Origin of the sequence: Pseudomonas sp. dw_612, from assembly GCF_018449725.1 — a bacterium.
In the GTDB taxonomy this organism is placed as follows: Bacteria; Pseudomonadota; Gammaproteobacteria; order Pseudomonadales; family Pseudomonadaceae; genus Aquipseudomonas.
Map to the genome: position 1 here is coordinate 141,917 of NZ_JAAVVC010000005.1, position 16,207 is coordinate 158,123.

Annotated in this window: 15 protein-coding genes and 1 pseudogene; 7 read left to right on the forward strand and 9 right to left on the reverse strand. The window is 59.6% G+C overall.

Annotated elements, in window-relative coordinates; genetic code table 11:
- Positions 1-3 precede the first annotated feature (3 nt).
- The 5 genes and pseudogenes from HB680_RS10080 to HB680_RS32730 form a co-directional block, all read left to right on the forward strand.
- Complete coding sequence (locus HB680_RS10080) at positions 4-1,068, forward strand: imelysin family protein (protein WP_213938333.1); 1,065 nt, start codon at positions 4-6, stop codon at positions 1,066-1,068.
- 14 nt (positions 1,069-1,082) lie between these two features.
- Positions 1,083-2,180, forward strand: coding sequence for a DUF1513 domain-containing protein (locus HB680_RS10085; RefSeq protein WP_213938334.1), 1,098 nt, complete (start codon positions 1,083-1,085; stop codon positions 2,178-2,180).
- Between the two features lie 215 nt (positions 2,181-2,395).
- Entirely contained in the window at positions 2,396-3,544 is a 1,149-nt protein-coding gene (locus HB680_RS10090) for an efflux RND transporter periplasmic adaptor subunit (RefSeq protein WP_213938335.1), read from the forward strand.
- Between the two features lie 13 nt (positions 3,545-3,557).
- Entirely contained in the window at positions 3,558-6,584 is a 3,027-nt protein-coding gene (locus HB680_RS10095; protein ID WP_213938336.1) for a multidrug efflux RND transporter permease subunit, read from the forward strand.
- Positions 6,581-6,691 (forward strand): annotated as a pseudogene (locus tag HB680_RS32730) (metal ABC transporter ATP-binding protein); the annotation flags it as partial. The gene HB680_RS10095 and the pseudogene HB680_RS32730, both read left to right, overlap by 4 nt.
- Before the next feature lie 79 nt (positions 6,692-6,770).
- Here the strand turns inward: HB680_RS32730 and HB680_RS10100 are convergent.
- The 5 genes from HB680_RS10100 to colR all read right to left on the reverse strand — a co-directional run bounded on the left by HB680_RS10100 (position 6,771) and on the right by colR (position 10,505).
- The gene (locus HB680_RS10100; protein ID WP_213938337.1) at positions 6,771-6,998 is read right to left on the reverse strand and encodes a hypothetical protein; all 228 of its coding nucleotides are present in this window, start codon (positions 6,996-6,998) and stop codon (positions 6,771-6,773) included.
- A 2-nt stretch (positions 6,999-7,000) separates the two neighbouring features.
- Positions 7,001-7,714: a lipopolysaccharide kinase InaA family protein gene (locus HB680_RS10105; protein WP_213938338.1), complete on the reverse strand. Its 714-nt coding sequence runs from the start codon at positions 7,712-7,714 to the stop codon at positions 7,001-7,003.
- Positions 7,715-7,718: 4 nt separating this feature from the next.
- Positions 7,719-8,387 (reverse strand): class I SAM-dependent methyltransferase, encoded by a 669-nt coding sequence (locus HB680_RS10110; RefSeq protein WP_213938606.1) that lies wholly within the window; start codon positions 8,385-8,387, stop codon positions 7,719-7,721.
- A gap of 161 nt (positions 8,388-8,548) precedes the next feature.
- The gene (locus HB680_RS10115) at positions 8,549-9,832 is read right to left on the reverse strand and encodes a HAMP domain-containing sensor histidine kinase (protein WP_213938339.1); all 1,284 of its coding nucleotides are present in this window, start codon (positions 9,830-9,832) and stop codon (positions 8,549-8,551) included.
- On the reverse strand, positions 9,822-10,505 hold the full coding sequence (colR, locus tag HB680_RS10120; protein WP_054045155.1) for a two-component system response regulator ColR: 684 nt from the start codon (positions 10,503-10,505) through the stop codon (positions 9,822-9,824). Before colR ends, HB680_RS10115 begins: the two co-directional genes overlap by 11 nt.
- A 218-nt stretch (positions 10,506-10,723) precedes the next feature.
- Here colR and HB680_RS10125 point away from each other — a divergent pair, with 218 nt between their 5' ends.
- A complete protein-coding gene (locus tag HB680_RS10125) occupies positions 10,724-11,467 on the forward strand; it encodes a phosphatase PAP2 family protein (RefSeq protein ID WP_213938340.1) in 744 nt (247 codons plus the stop codon).
- Positions 11,468-11,657: 190 nt separating this feature from the next.
- Here HB680_RS10125 and groL read toward each other — a convergent pair whose 3' ends face one another.
- The 4 genes from groL to HB680_RS10145 form a co-directional block, all read right to left on the reverse strand.
- Positions 11,658-13,301 carry a chaperonin GroEL gene (groL, locus tag HB680_RS10130; RefSeq protein ID WP_054045163.1) on the reverse strand — a complete coding sequence of 548 codons (1,644 nt, stop codon included), beginning with the start codon at positions 13,299-13,301 and terminating at the stop codon, positions 11,658-11,660.
- 49 nt (positions 13,302-13,350) lie between these two features.
- On the reverse strand, positions 13,351-13,644 hold the full coding sequence (locus HB680_RS10135) for a co-chaperone GroES (RefSeq protein WP_007948593.1): 294 nt from the start codon (positions 13,642-13,644) through the stop codon (positions 13,351-13,353).
- A 247-nt stretch (positions 13,645-13,891) separates the two neighbouring features.
- Positions 13,892-14,371 (reverse strand): FxsA family protein, encoded by a 480-nt coding sequence (locus HB680_RS10140; RefSeq protein ID WP_213938341.1) that lies wholly within the window; start codon positions 14,369-14,371, stop codon positions 13,892-13,894.
- A gap of 66 nt (positions 14,372-14,437) precedes the next feature.
- Positions 14,438-15,169 (reverse strand): HugZ family protein, encoded by a 732-nt coding sequence (locus HB680_RS10145; RefSeq protein ID WP_213938342.1) that lies wholly within the window; start codon positions 15,167-15,169, stop codon positions 14,438-14,440.
- A 165-nt stretch (positions 15,170-15,334) separates the two neighbouring features.
- Between HB680_RS10145 and HB680_RS10150 the strand changes: the two genes are divergently transcribed.
- A complete protein-coding gene (locus HB680_RS10150) occupies positions 15,335-16,093 on the forward strand; it encodes an SDR family oxidoreductase (protein ID WP_054045171.1) in 759 nt (252 codons plus the stop codon).
- The last annotated feature ends 114 nt before the right edge of the window (positions 16,094-16,207 follow it).

A 16,207-nucleotide genomic window follows, 5' to 3' on the forward strand; every position in this document is an offset into this window, starting at 1 on the left:
GACATGTTCCGTCCCAAATTGTTGTTCACCAGCCTTGCAGCGCTCGCTCTGGGCGCCTGTTCGCCGCAAGATCCGCAAGCCGTCACCTCGGCGGCCATCGCCAAACAAGTGATCCTGCCGACCTACAGCCGTTGGGTCGAAGCCGATCGTCAACTGGCCGTCAGCGCCCTCGCCTACTGCCAAGGCAAGGAAGACCTCGACACCGCTCGTAAAGACTTCCTGCACGCGCAGAAAGCCTGGGCACAGCTGCAACCGTTGCTGATCGGGCCACTGGCCGAGGGCAACCGTGCGTGGCAGGTGCAATTCTGGCCGGACAAGAAAAACCTGGTCGGCCGTCAAGTCGAGCAACTGGTCACCGCACAGCCGCAGATCGATGCCGCGGCCCTGGCCAAATCGAGCGTGGTGGTTCAGGGCCTGTCGGCCTACGAATACATTCTGTTCGACAGCAAGATCGACATGGCCGACGCCACTCAGAAAGCCAAGTATTGCCCGCTGCTGACCGCCATCGGCGAACGCCAGAAGCAATTGGCCGAAGAGATCCTGTCGCGCTGGAACACCAACGACGGCATGCTCGCGCAGATGAGCAAATTCCCGAACCAGCGTTACGCCGATTCCCACGAAGCGATCGCCGATCTGCTGCGGGTACAGGTCACGGCGCTGGACACCCTGAAGAAAAAACTCGGCACGCCGATGGGGCGCCAGACCAAAGGCATTCCACAGCCGTTCCAGGCTGACGCGTGGCGCAGCCAGTCGTCGCTGCTTGGTTTGGAAGCCAGCCTGGCCGCCGCGCAAACCGTCTGGGTCGGGGTCGATAACAAAGGCCTGCGCGGTCTGTTGCCGAGCGATCAGAAACCGTTGGCCGACAAGATCGACGCCGCCTACGCTGCCTCGCTCAAGCTGTTCGCCAGCAACCAGCGCTCGCTGACCGAAATGCTCAACGACGATGCCGGTCGCCAGCAACTCAACGATATCTACGACAGCCTCAACGTCGTCCATCGCCTGCACGAAGGCGAGCTGGCCAAGGCGCTGGGCATCCAACTGGGCTTCAACGCCAACGACGGTGACTGATGAGGGCGAGTGCCATGCTGCGACGTCAGGCTCTGACTTTAGGTAGTTTGCTGCTGGGAGCAGTGACACTGGGCGGCTGGACGCTGTTCAAACGCAAGGATCAGAGCTCGCTGCTGCTGTCGGCGCGGGACGATACCGACGGCAAGCACTACGCCGTCGGCTATCGGCTGGACGGCACCCGGGTGTTCACCACCCAGGTCGGCCAGCGCTGCCACGACATCATCAATCACCCGACGCTGGCGATTGCGCTGTTTGTCGCCAGGCGCCCCGGTACCGAGAGTTACCTGATCGACCTGCGCGACGGCACGCTGCTGCAAACCGTGACGTCGCAGCCGAACCGGCATTTCTACGGGCACGCGGTGATTCACAAGGATGGTGAGTTCTTGTACGCCACCGAGAACGACACGTCTGATCCGGGCCGAGGCTTGCTGGGTGTGTATAAGTTCGAAGGCGAGCGACTTATCCACAGCGGCGAAATTCCTACCCATGGCGTCGGTCCGCATCAGGTGTCGTGGATGCCCGATGGTGAAACCCTGGTGGTGGCCAACGGCGGGATTCGCACCGAGGCCGAAAGCCGGGTCGAGATGAACCTCAACGCCATGGAACCGAGCCTGGTGATGATGCAGCGCGACGGCACCTTGTTGAGCAAGGAAACCCTCGCCCAACAGATGAACAGCGTGCGCCATCTCGGGATTGCCAGCGACGGCACGATCCTCGCCAGCCAGCAGTTCATGGGGCCGTCCCAAGAGTCGTCGGAGTTGCTGGCCATCAAGCGTCCGGGCCAGCCGTTCGTGGCGTTCCCGGTGCCTGAGCATCAGTTGCAAGCCATGGGGCACTACACCGCCAGCGTCGCGGTGCACAGCGAACTGCGGTTGGTCGCGTTGACCGCGCCGCGCGGCAATCGCTTTTTCATCTGGGACCTGGACAGCGGCGAAGTGCGCCTGGATGCGCCGCTGCCGGATTGCGCCGGGGTCGGTGCGGTGGCCGACGGGTTTGTCGTGACCTCGGGCCAGGGGCGTTGCCGGTATTACGATTGCCGTCAGACAGATCTTGTTGCAAAACCGCTGGAGCTGCCGGCGGGGCTTTGGGATAACCATCTGCATCTGATCTGAACAGGTCTTGTGTAGCAGCTGGCGAAGCCTGCGTTCGGCGGCGAAGCCGTCGTGATGTCCGACAACGCGATGTGTCAGGCAACCCGCGGTGAATGGATTTACGACGGCTGCGCCGCCGAACGCAGGCTACGCCAGCGGCTACAGTTGGATTCCCCTTCCTACTCGGAGTAATGTTCCCGCCTGTCTCGCCTGATTTTCTCCAAGGAAGTGGAAATATGCTGCGTCGCCGCATGCTGATCATGTTGGGTGTTGTGTTGCTGATCGTGCTGGCCCTGGGCGGTTACAAGGCCTTTTCGATTTACACGATGATCCAGGGTTTCGCCAAGCCGAAACCGCCCATCAGTGTCGCCGTGGCCACGGCCGCCGAACAGCCGTGGCAAATGCGCCTGCCCACCGTCGGCACGCTCAAGGCATTGCAAGGGGTGAACCTGAGCCTGGAGATTTCCGGCACCGTCAAAGACCTGATGTTCGAGTCCGGACAGAAGGTCAAGGCCGGGCAACCGCTGCTGCAATTGGACAGCGCCGTGGAGAGCGCCCTGCTGGAAACCGCCCAGGCTGACCTCGGGCTGGCACAGCTGGATTTCGGCCGGGGCAGTCAATTGGTCGACAGCCGAGCCATTTCCAAAGGTGAGTACGACCGGCTCTCGGCGCAACTGCAAAAGAACAAGGCGACGGTCAATCAACTCAAGGCGTCCCTGGCCAAGAAACGCATCCTCGCGCCCTTCAGTGGCACCATCGGCATTCGTCAGGTGGACGTCGGCGACTATCTCGCCAGCGGCACGATGATCGCCACCCTGCAAGACCTCAGCAGCCTCTATGTCGACTTCTTCCTGCCCGAGCAATCGGTGCCGAAGATCGCTCTTGGCCAACCGGTGCAGGTCTTCGTCTCGGCCTACCCGACGCAGAACTTCCCCGGCACCATCAGCGCGATCAACCCGAAGGTCGAGAACAGCACCCGCAACATCCTGGTCCGCGCCACGCTGGCCAACCCGGATGGCAAGTTGCTGCCGGGGATGTTCGCCAGCCTGCAAGTCATGTTGCCGGACCCGCAAAAGCACATCGTCGTGCCGGAAAGTGCGATCACCTACACTCTGTACGGCAACTCGCTGTACGTGGTTGGGCAGAAGAAAGCCGAGGACGGCACGCTGGAAAAAGACGACAAGGGCCAACCGATCCTGATCGCCGAGCGACGGTTCATCGAAACCGGCGAACGCCGTGATGGTCTGGTGATGATCAACAAAGGCGTGCAGAGCGGCGAACAAGTGGTCACGGCCGGCCAGATCAAACTGGACAACGGCGCACACATTGCCATCAGCGACGACAAGACCCTGACCGATAAGAACAGTCAGCCACGTACTGACTGATCAAGGAATCCTCATGGCTTTTACCGATCCGTTCATCCGCCGCCCGGTGCTCGCCACCGTGGTCAGCCTGTTGATTGTGCTGCTGGGCTTCCAGGCCTGGAGCAAGCTGCCCCTGCGCCAATACCCGCAAATGGAAAACGCCCTGATCACGGTGACCACCGCCTACCCCGGGGCCAACGCCGAAACGATCCAGGGCTACATCACCCAACCGATGCAGCAGAGTCTGGCGAGTGCCGAGGGCATCGACTACATGACCTCGGTCAGTCGCCAGAACTTCTCGGTGATCTCGATCTACGCGCGCATCGGCTCCAACAGCGACCGCTTGTTCACCGAGCTGCTGGCCAAGGCCAACGAAGTGAAGAACAAGCTGCCCCAGGACGCCGAAGACCCGGTGCTGAGCAAGGAAGCGGCCGACGCTTCGGCGCTGATGTACATCAGCTACTTCAGCAAGGAGCTGAACAACCCGCAGATCACCGACTATTTATCCCGGGTCATCCAGCCCAAACTGGCGACCTTGCCGGGCATGGCCGAAGCCGAGATTCTTGGCAACCAGGTGTTCGCCATGCGCCTGTGGCTGGATCCGGTAAAACTCGCCGGTTTCGGCCTGAGCGCCAGCGACGTGACCAACGCCGTGCGCCAGTACAACTTCCTCTCCGCCGCCGGCGAAGTGAAAGGCGAGTACGTGGTCACCAGCATCAACGCCAATACCGAACTCAAGTCCGCCGAGGCCTTTGCCGCGATCCCGCTCAAGGTGTCGGGTGATAGCCGGGTGCTGCTCAGTGATGTGGCGCGGGTCGAGATGGGCGCCGAGAACTACAACGCCATCAGTTCTTTCGGCGGAACGCCGTCGGTGTACATCGGTATCAAGGCAACACCCGGCGCCAACCCGCTGGACGTGATCAAGGAAGTGCGCAAGATCATGCCGGAGCTGGAAGCCCAGCTACCGCCCAACCTGAAAAGCGAAATTGCCTACGACGCCACACTGTTTATCCAGGCCTCCATCAACGAGGTGATCAAAACCCTGTTCGAAGCGGTACTGATCGTGATTGTGGTGGTGTTTCTGTTCCTCGGGGCCCTGCGTTCGGTGGTGATCCCGGTGGTGACCATCCCGCTGTCGATGATCGGCGTGATGTTCTTCATGCAGATGATGGGCTACTCGATCAACCTGCTGACCCTGCTGGCGATGGTGCTGGCCATCGGGCTGGTGGTGGACGATGCGATTGTGGTGGTGGAGAACATCCACCGGCACATCGAGGAAGGCAAGACACCGCTGGACGCGGCCATTGAAGGCGCCCGGGAAATCGCCATGCCGGTGGTGTCCATGACGATCACCCTGGCGGCGGTGTATGCGCCGATCGGTTTCCTCACGGGCCTCACCGGGGCGCTGTTCAAGGAGTTTGCCCTGACGCTGGCCGGTGCGGTGGTGATCTCGGGCATTGTGGCCCTGACGCTGTCACCCATGATGTGCGCCTTTTTGCTGCGCCACGACGAAAACCCCAGCGGCCTGGCCCATCGCCTGGACCTGATTTTCGAAGGCCTCAAGCGCCGTTACCGGAGCATGCTCCACGGCACACTCAATACCCGGCCGGTGGTGATGGTGTTCGCGGTAATCGTGCTGTGCCTGATCCCGGTGTTTCTCAAGTTCGCCAAGTCGGAGCTGGCGCCGGACGAAGACCAGGGCATCATTTTCATGATGGCCAACGCCCCGCAGCCGACCAACCTCGATTACCTGAACGCCTACACCGACGAGTTCATCCAGATATTCAAAGAGTTCCCCGAGTACTACTCCTCGTTCCAGATCAATGGCTTCAACGGCGTGCAATCGGGTATCGGCGGTTTCCTGCTCAAGCCGTGGAACGAGCGCAGTCGCACGCAAATGCAGATCCTGCCCGAGGTTCAGGCCAAACTGGGGAACATTCCCGGTTTGCAGATTTTCGGCTTCAACCTGCCGTCCCTGCCGGGCACCGGTGAAGGCTTGCCGTTTCAGTTCATCATCAACACCGCCAACGATTACGCGTCGCTGCTGGACGTGGCGGATCGGGTGAAAAAACGCGCGCTGGAATCCGGCAAGTTCGCCTTTGTCGACATCGACCTGGCGTTCGACAAGCCAGAAGTGGTGGTGGATATCGACCGCGCCAAGGCTGCACAGATGGGCGTGTCGATGCAGGACCTCGGCGGCACCCTGGCGACGCTGCTGGGTGAGGCTGAGATCAACCGGTTCACCATTGAAGGGCGCAGCTATAAGGTCATCGCCCAGGTCGAGCGGGCGTACCGGGACAACCCCGACTGGCTGAACAATTACTACGTCAAGAACACTGCGGGCGAACTGCTGCCCCTGTCGACCCTGATTACCGTCACCGACCGGGCGCGGCCACGGCAGTTGAACCAGTTCCAGCAGCTCAATGCGGCGGCCGTGACCGGGTTCCCGCTGGTGAGCATGGGCGAAGCCATCGAAGTCGTACGCCAGATCGCCCAGGAAGAAGCACCGGTGGGCTTTGCCTTTGACTACGGCGGCACGTCACGGCAATTCGTCCAGGAAGGCAGCGCTCTGTGGGTGACCTTCGCGCTGGCGCTGGCGATCATTTTCCTGGTACTGGCGGCGCAGTTCGAAAGCTTCCGTGATCCGCTGGTGATACTGGTCACCGTGCCGCTGTCGATCTGTGGCGCGTTGATCCCCTTGTTTCTGGGTTGGTCGAGCATGAACATTTACACCCAGGTCGGGTTGGTGACGCTGATCGGGCTGATCAGCAAGCACGGCATCCTGATCGTCGAGTTCGCCAACACACTGCGCAAGGAAAAGGGCTTGAGCCCGCGCGACGCGGTCGAGCAAGCAGCCGCCATTCGTCTGCGGCCGGTGCTGATGACCACGGCGGCAATGGTGTTCGGCATGGTGCCGTTGATTCTGGCCACCGGCGCGGGTGCCGTCAGTCGGTTCGATATCGGCACGGTGATCGCCACGGGGATGTCGATCGGGACGTTGTTCACCCTGTTCGTGTTGCCCTGCGTTTACACGCTACTGGCTAAGCCCGATAAGCCCTGAATCACGCCAATCCCCCTGTGGGAGCGGGCTTGCTCGCGAAGGGGCCCTGTCAGTCAGCATCATCGCTGAATGACACACCGCTTTCGCGAGCAAGCCCGCTCCCACAGGGGTTCGGTGTTGTTGCTGAACATCAGGCAAAAAAAAGACCCCGCATCTGCGAGGTCTTTTATTTGGGCTTCAATCTGTTCAACTCTGCGGCCTCAATCCTTGTGAAAGTCCGAACATGAACAGTAACAAGTCATGGTCAGGTTGTGTGGCCACGGCTGCTTTGGCAACCCGTGGCAACGGGCAGTGAGCGTCACCGTTCACTGCACTGAGGACCTGCGTGCGGGGCTGCTCCCAAGCCGCCACCGCCAATGAAGCAACTGCCAAGGCTCCTAGAAGAAACACACCTCGTGCAATTTCGAGTTTCATCGCTATAAACCTTTGATAGCGCTGCCAAACGCCGTCTCATAAAAATAGACCAGATTCTTCCAGTCTGTATCGCTGAACGACGAGTGGCGACGCAATTGTTTCAGGTCATGAGCGGCGGCCTGGCGGGCCAACAAACGCTGGCGACATTTCTCCAGATCGATCAACGCCACTTCAACCGTGGCCGCTTCACCTTCACCAACAACCCGCACGAATACGTGTTTGATGTAGATGCAGCTGTGCTGCCAACGGCCCTTGTGCATGCGGGCCATATTCTCGGCCATATCCTTGAGGACGCGCTCGTACACCGACTCGCCGTGACGCTCACGACCGCCACCGGCTAACCAGTGTTCGATTTCCTCAAAGCCATCCAGCGACTTGGTCACCAGCAAGGCACGCCATTTGTGTACAGGGTCACGCTGGGCGCCGCAGAACACCATTTCCGGGACACGTACGCCAAGCGCACTCAAACCGGTCAGCGCATCACGCTCGCGCAATACGGTCGGTCGGCCGAAAGGGTGTAGCCAACTGCGATAGATGTGCCCGGTCTGACGCTTGGCATACAGCAGTTGTCCGTCGCTGCCCCTGACGCGCTGCACGCCACTTTCCCCACCGCGGCGAACGTTGGGTTCTTCGACCCATTCACCACGCTGGTTCCAGAAATAATCGAAGCGGTCCTGAGGAGCGACTTCCGTTTCTGCTGCATATTGCACTGCCATCCCGTTACCTCTTGCGTAATACGTAAACCCGCCACATGGCATAGAGCGGTATAAAGTCCAGTTGTTCCTGAATACGGAAACCCGCCTGCTCGAATTCCTTTTCAACCGTTGCCGCCGGTAACACAAAGCGATTTTGGTAACCTTCTTTCTCACGCCTTTTCTCTGCGCGCTTGCGTTTCCAGGCCTTGAAATTGCCATCCACCCACAACGAAAGGATCACGCTGTCGCGAGTGACACGCTGGAATTCGCGCAAAATAGCCAGTCGATGCTCGGCTTCACCGATGTGATGGAGCAAACGCATGCAGAAAATGCTGTCGACAGCGTTATCGGGTAAAGCAATGTCGAATGCTGAAGTGTGCAAGGGTTGTACCCGTTTTACCACTTCGGCGGGTTGTGCCTGCGTAGCGATCTTCAGCATTGACTCAGAGTTGTCAGCCCCGATGATCACACGGTTGGGTTTTTCCCCCAGCAGCGGCCAGAAACGTCCGGCACCGCAGGGTAAATCAAGAACCAGCCCCGGCTCACCGGCCAGGGTCAGCGCTTTACGCGCCAATTGTTCGTCTCGCCAATGGGACAGTCGACGACCAAGGCCTTCCTGATGTTTGCGCAGGTATTTTTGCGCGTGTTCATCGTCGTACTTTTCGGAAAAATCCAGTTTGATAGGGCTTGCCATCATTAAAGTCTCCTGACTGCTGATGACAACCACCTTAGGTAGCGCCGTGTCAGCGTCAGGTCATGACTTTGTGAAAACTTCGTTGTGTAAAACGGCGAAGTATTTCAGGGTTTTTCAGGATAGGAAAGCGGGTGCGGAGCCACCCGTCAGCTGCAACCCGATCAGCGCACTTTTGCGGTATGCAACTGCACCTCAAAGCGGCAGCCGTTGGGCTCCATGGTGGTCAGGCTGACGGTCCAGCCCTGGTTCTCACAAATCCGCTGCACCAGCGACAGCCCCAGCCCCAGGCCTTCACCGCGTTTCTCGCTGCCACGCACAAAAGGCTCGAACATGGCCTCACGCTTTTCCTCGGGAATGCCGACGCCGCTGTCCTCGACCATAAACCCGGTGTGGGTGAGGGTCAGGCGAATGAAGCCGGTTTCGGTGTAGTGCAGGGCATTGCGCAACAGATTGCCCATCACGGCATGCAGCAAGGTCGCGTTGTAGCGGTTGTCCGGCGGATTACCCGGCTCGAAGTTCAGCGTCAGCCCTTTGTACTCAATCGGCTCGCGCCAAAGACTCAACAACCCTTCGGCGACCTGACTGACGGTCTGCTGCGGCGACATGCTGGCGTCTTCACGCTGGGCGCGGGCGAGCATCAGGAAGGTCTGCACCAATTCGCGCATTTCCTCACAGGCCCGAGCGATGCGCTCGACCTGGGCACGACCGCGCTGGTCGATGCCCGGGTTCTCCAACAGCAGTTCACAGGAACTGGCCAGGACCATCAGCGGGGTGCGCAATTCATGACTGACGTCGCTGGTGAACAAACGCTCGCGGGTCAAGGCCTGGCGCAGACGCCCGAGGGTCGCGTCGAAAGCCACCGCCAGCTCGCCCACTTCATCAGCGGCGTAGTCCGGCGCCAGGGGGGGCGCCAAGCCCAGCAACTGATCGCGGTGGCGTACCTGACGGGCCAGGCGCACCACGGGCGCCATGACTTTGCGTGCCAGGATCCAGCCGAGAAATACCGCGAGTGCCAGGCTCAGCACAAAGCCCACCAGCACGACCGCAAACAGCACCCGCTCACGCTCTTCGAAATCACTCTGATCCTGCAACAGCACGTAACGCCGCCCGTCGACGATTTCGACCATGGCGTGATACGACAGTTGTTCGCGAAAGACTTCGTGAAAGCCGGGGTCCAGATGGCGTAGATCCTTGGGCAGTTCGAAGTCCCCTTGCCCACCGCTGAAATAGAACAGTTGGTCAGGCTCCGGGCGGTGGCTCCAGTCCGAGACGCTGTCCATCAGCAACAGGCGCTGCAAATCGCCGCCCAGGCCTGCCGATATGAGTTTCTCTTCCACCAGGTGCACGGTCGCCACAATGCCCATGGCGAAGGCCCCTGCCACCAGTGCGCTCATCAGCGCAAAGGCGATGATGATCCGTTGAGCGAGGCTCTGCTTAAACTCCATCACGGCCCTCGGCCAAGCGATAACCCACACCGTGCACGGTTTGCAGCAGTGGCTTGGCAAATGGCTTGTCGATCACCTGGCGCAGTTGATGGACGTGGCTGCGCAGGCTGTCGCTGTCCGGGCAGTCATCGCCCCACAGGGCTTCTTCGAGGATTTCGCGACGCAGCACGTGGGGGCTTTTCTGCATCAGCACCGCCAGCAACTTGAGGCCCACCGGGTTGAGTTTCAGCAGACGGCCTTCGCGGGTCACTTCCAGAGTATCGAGGTCGTAACTCAGGTCACCGACCTGCAACGCACGGCGACCGCCGCCCTGGGCACGGCGCATGACCGCTTCGATGCGCGCGGCCAGTTCGGACAAGGCGAACGGCTTGATCAGGTAGTCATCGGCACCGGACTTGAAGCCCTGCAACCGGTCGTCCAGTTGATCCCGGGCGGTGAGCATGATCACCGGCGTGTCGCGGCGCGCATCTTCACGCAGGCGCTTGCACAGGGTGTAGCCGTCGATGCCAGGCAGCATGATGTCGAGCACGATCAAGTCGTAATGCTCGGTGGCGGCCAAGTGCAGCCCCGACAAACCGTCCTGTGCGCAATCCACGGTATAGCCTTTAAGCCCCAGGTAATCGGCCAGATTGGCCAGGATATCGCGGTTGTCTTCAACCAATAGAATTCGCATGGGCACTCCTCCGTACACAGTAACGGCCGTCTTCGGCTCGCGCAGCTTAAGGCCTCGGGTGGCTCAGGGCTAGGGCTGTGTGCAACGGTGAAGCCCCTCGACAACCCTGCCGTAGTCTTAACGATTTTTTCACTATCGATTCACACGCCGACGACAGCATCCGGCGCAAACTCCGCGCGGCTGCCCCATCAGAACATTTAACCGACCAAGGAACTGCTATGGTTTCGACCGCTGTCCGTCCCGCATCCCGCCCGCTCAATTTCTGGGTGTGCCTGGGCGTTCCCGCCGTTGCGGCAATCATTCTGGTGCTGCTCGAACTGACCGACCTGGACATGGACCTGGCCAAAGTTTTTTATGACCCGGTCGCCGGAGACTTCATCGGCCGGCACAGTTACTTCCTCGAAGACATTCTGCATGACCGGGCCAAACAAGTAGTTATCGCTTTCTCGGTGTTTGCGGTGATCGGCTTCATCTGTGCGTTTTTTGTTGAACGACTCAAACCGTTCAAACGGGAGCTGGGTTGCCTGGTGCTGTCCCTGGGCCTGGCCACGTCCTTTGTCACTCCGGTGAAAGTGGTGACGTCGGTGCAATGCCCTTGGAGTCTGGAACAGTTCGGCGGTCATGAAACCTACAGCGAGTTGCTGAGCCCGCGCCCGCACACCGACAAACCGGGCCGTTGCTGGCCGGGTGGTCATGCGGCTACCGGTTTCACGTTGTTTGCGCTGTTCTTTGTGCTGCGTGATCGCCGTCCGCGGCTGGCGCGCAAGGCGTTTATCTTTGCCGCCGCGTTGGGCACGGTGTTTTCCATCAGCCGGATGATGCAGGGCGCGCACTTCTTTTCGCACAACGTGTGGACGGCGATTTTCTGTTGGTTGATTTGTCTGGGATCGTACTACTACATCCTGTATCGCCCGGCTTCGAAGGCTGAGCGAGTCATCGAGGCCAAACCGGTCAACGCCTGACACACAGATCCAAATGTGGGAGCGGGCTTGCTCGCGAAGGCGGTGTATCAATCGACATCAATGTTGTCTGATACACCGCCTTCGCGAGCAAGCCCGCTCCCACAGGGGTTCAGTGTGATGGCGAATCCTAGACAATAAAAAACCCCGCCTGCTTTCGCAGACGGGGTTTTTTTATAGGGGTAAGGCTGGCTTACATCATGCCGCCCATGCCACCCATACCGCCCATGTCTGGCATACCGCCGCCAGCGCCGCCTTCTTCCTTGATCTCGGCGATCATGGCTTCGGTCGTGATCATCAGGCTGGCGATGGAAGCCGCTGCCTGAAGAGCCGAACGAGTCACTTTAGCCGGGTCAAGGATGCCCATTTCGATCATGTCGCCGTATTCGCCGGTAGCAGCGTTGTAACCGTAGTTACCCGAACCCTGCTTGACCTTGTCGACTACAACGCTTGGCTCGTCGCCGGAGTTGGCAACGATCTGGCGCAGCGGCGCTTCAACAGCGCGACGCAGCAACTGGATACCCACGTCCTGATCGGCGTTGTCGCCTTTCAGTTCGGAGATAGCCTGCAGAGCGCGAACCAGTGCCACGCCGCCGCCAGGTACCACGCCTTCTTCAACGGCTGCACGGGTAGCGTGCAGGGCGTCTTCAACGCGGGCTTTCTTCTCTTTCATTTCAACTTCGGAACCAGCGCCAACCTTGATCACTGCAACGCCGCCGGACAGCTTGGCCAGACGCTCTTGCAGTTTTTCACGGTCGTAGTCGGACGAAGTGTCGGCCACTTGCTGACGGATTTGCAGAACGCGAGCCTGGATATCAGCTTCAACGCCGGCGCCGTCGATCACGGTGGTGTTTTCTTTGGACAGGATCACGCGCTTGGCATTACCCAGGTGTTCCAGGGTAGTGCTTTCCAGGCTCAGACCGATCTCTTCGGAGATAACGGTACCGCCAGTCAGGACGGCGATGTCCTGCAGCATGGCCTTGCGACGGTCGCCGAAGCCTGGAGCCTTGACGGCTGCGACTTTGACGATGCCACGCATGTTGTTCACAACCAGAGTCGCCAGGGCTTCGCCTTCAACGTCTTCGGCCACGATCAGCAGTGGACGGCCGGCTTTGGCAACGGCTTCCAGTACTGGCAACATTTCGCGGATGTTCGAGATCTTTTTGTCGACCAGCAGAATCAGCGGACCGTCGAGCTCGGCGGTCATGGTTTCTGGCTTGTTGACGAAGTACGGGGACAGGTAGCCACGGTCGAACTGCATGCCTTCAACAACCGACAGTTCGTTTTCCAGGCCCGAGCCTTCTTCAACGGTGATCACGCCTTCTTTACCGACTTTTTCCATGGCTTCGGCAATGATGTCGCCGATGGAGTTGTCGGAGTTGGCCGAGATGGTGCCGACCTGAGCGATGGCCTTGGTGTCAGCGCAAGGCTTGGACAGGGCTTTCAGCTCTTTGACGATAGCGATGGTCGCTTTGTCGATGCCGCGTTTCAGGTCCATCGGGTTCATGCCGGCAGCGACGGCTTTCAGGCCTTCGTTGACGATCGATTGAGCCAGAACGGTAGCGGTGGTGGTGCCGTCGCCTGCGTCATCGTTGGCACGGGAAGCAACGTCTTTGACCAGCTGCGCGCCCATGTTTTCGAAACGGTCTTTCAGTTCGATTTCTTTGGCTACGGAAACGCCGTCCTTGGTGATGGTCGGAGCGCCGAAGCTCTTCTCGATGATCACGTTACGGCCTTTAGGGCCCAGGGTCGCTTTTACTGCGTCAGCCAGGACGTTGACACCGGCGAGCATTTTCTTGCGGGCGGAATCGCCGAATTTTACTTCTTTAGCAGCCATGATCGATATTCCTTAAATACTTTGTAGTAGCGGGAAAATGAGCGGGGAATCAGCCTTCGACAACAGCGAGGATTTCGCTTTCGCCAATGACCAGCAGGTCTTCGCCGTCAACTTTCACAGTGTTGCTGCCGGAGTAAGGGCCGAACACAACCTTGTCACCCACTTTCACGGACAGCGCACGTACTTCACCGTTGTCCAGGACTTTGCCCGGGCCTACAGCGAGGACTTCGCCCTGGTTTGGCTTTTCAGCAGCCGAACCTGGCAGGACGATACCGCCAGCGGTTTTCTTTTCTTCTTCGCTGCGACGGACGACGACGCGGTCATGCAGAGGACGAAGCTTCATTGTCGATCTCTCCTAATTGTGGTTTTCATCGGCCGGTGTATTCCCGGCGGGTTTAACAAATCCGGCGGCGCCGGGTGCGGTTCGTCAAGCGAACCGCGGAAGTCTGTCTGGCATGATCGCCAGAAACCTTGCGGTGACCGTTACATAAGGGCGCATAAGCTTATTACAAGGGCGAGCAGGCAAATTTTTTCATGAGATTGCCCCCTAACGAACACGGCACCCGAAGGTGCCGTGCAGCTGAAACGCTTTACTTGGGATCGTGGTGTTCGAATTCGCCTTCGATCACGTTGGGTTCGCGGCCCAGCGGTTGCTGTCGTGGAGCAGGACCGCCCCGGGACTGCAGGTCATCGGCGAATGCACGCTGGCGGATCGCAGCCTCTTCGGCGCGCTGACGCATCTTGTTCGCCAGCAACCGACGGGAAAGCGGCAGCAGCATGATCAGGCCCAGCACGTCCGTGACGAAACCCGGCAGGATCAACAGACCGCCCGCCAATGCCAGCATCAAGCCTTCCAGCATGGTCTGGGCCGGCAGCTCGCCGCGGTTCAGGCTTTCACGGGCACGCAGTGCAGTGGCCAGACCGGCGATGCGCAGCACGAACACGCCGAGCATCGAGCCGAGAATGATCAGCAGCAGGGCCGGGAAAAACCCGATCGCCCCGCTGACCTTGACGAATACGAACAGCTCCAACACCGGAAACAGTACAAAGAGCAATAAAAAAGGGCGCATCAAATGGTTCCTCAACGCAAGAATGCCTTGCCAGTGTTCCTTAGATGACGTCGCCGATTCGTGAATTCAAGCGTCAGCCACTTCATTTTTCGGCCAATGCTCGGCGTGAGCCAGGAAAACCAAGGCTTCGCGCACTTGTGTCGGCGTGTTACACGGTGCTTGAAACGGCAGCCAGTAAAGCGCCTGGCCGATGCGCAGGTGCATACCTTCGGTGTCGATGCCGGCCAATAGCGCTGGTTCGGTCTTCGGCAAACCGGCCAGTTCGACGTAGTGCGCGATGGCTTTGGTGTGGTCGGCATTCATGTGCTCGACCATGCTTACCTCGGCCTTGCCGGCGAACGGGTTGGCCAGGGTCAGTTGATCGACCCAGTGAATCGCACCAAAACCGCCGATGTAGCGGTGGCGCACGGGGTTGAGCACCCAGAAATCGAAATCGTGAGCCTTGTGGTAGTTCTGCGAATCCGGGAAGTAGCGGTAATAACGCTCGGCGGCCGCGTCAATGGCAGCGGCGTCTTCAATCTTTTCGGCCTCGGCCAGATAGGTCAGGCGACCAACGGCTTGCACGTCTTCGGCTCCGCGCTCACCCACGAACAGTGAGCATTTCGGATCTTTCTGCAGATTGTGGGTGTGCTGGGCGATGCGGCTGATCAGGATCAGCGGCCGGCCCTGCTCGTCCAGGCAGTACGGAACCACCGAGCCGAAAGGGAAACCGGGCATGGCCTTGGAGTGCGTCGAAAGCACTCCGCGGTATTCCTTGAGAAGCAATTCTCGGGCATTCTTGGCCGCTTCAACGCTCAATTTATGACTCCTTATATAGAATCCGTCGAAAAAACGGACAGGCGCCTGGGGATAAGTATCCAGCACGCCATCGGGGCAGTTCTCATGTGCAACCAGGCCACATCAGGTGCAGATCGAGAGGCCCTCTACTAGGACACCACTCAGACCTGCTATTGGGGCATGCGAATGCAACTCACTGACAAAGTAATCATTATCACGGGCGGTTGCCAGGGTTTAGGCCGTTCGATGGCCGAGTATTTCGCCGGCAAGGGCGCGAAACTGGCGCTGGTCGATTTGAACCAGGAAAAGCTCGACGACACGGTCGCCGCGTGCAAAGCCAAAGGTGTCGAGGCCCGCGCCTACCTGTGCAACGTCGCCAATGAAGAGCAAGTGACGCACATGGTCGCCCAGGTGGCCGAAGATTTCGGCGCAATCCATGGCCTGATCAACAACGCCGGGATCTTGCGCGACGGTCTGCTACTGAAGGTCAAGGACGGCGAAATGACCAAGATGAGCCTGGCCCAATGGCAGGCGGTGATCGACGTCAACCTGACCGGCGTGTTCCTGTGCACCCGTGAAGTCGCGGCGAAAATGGTCGAGCTGAAAAACAGCGGCGCGATCATCAATATCTCGTCGATCTCCCGGGCCGGTAACGTGGGCCAGACCAACTACTCCGCCGCCAAGGCTGGCGTGGCAGCGGCCACCGTGACCTGGGCCAAGGAACTGGCGCGCTACGGTATTCGTGTGGCGGGCATTGCGCCAGGCTTTATCGAAACCGAGATGACGCTGGGCATGAAGCCGGAAGCGCTGGAGAAAATGACTGCCGGGATTCCGCTCAAGCGCATGGGCAAACCGGACGAGATTGCCCATTCGGCGGCGTACATTTTCGAGAACGACTACTACACCGGTCGGATTCTGGAGATGGATGGCGGGTTGCGCATCTAAAACAAGATCAAGAGATCGCAGCCTCGCTCGCTGTAGCAGCTGCCGAGGCACGAGGCTGCGTTGCGTGTCCGTAGGACCGCCCTCGGGGGGCCGCTACGCAGCCCAACGCAGCCT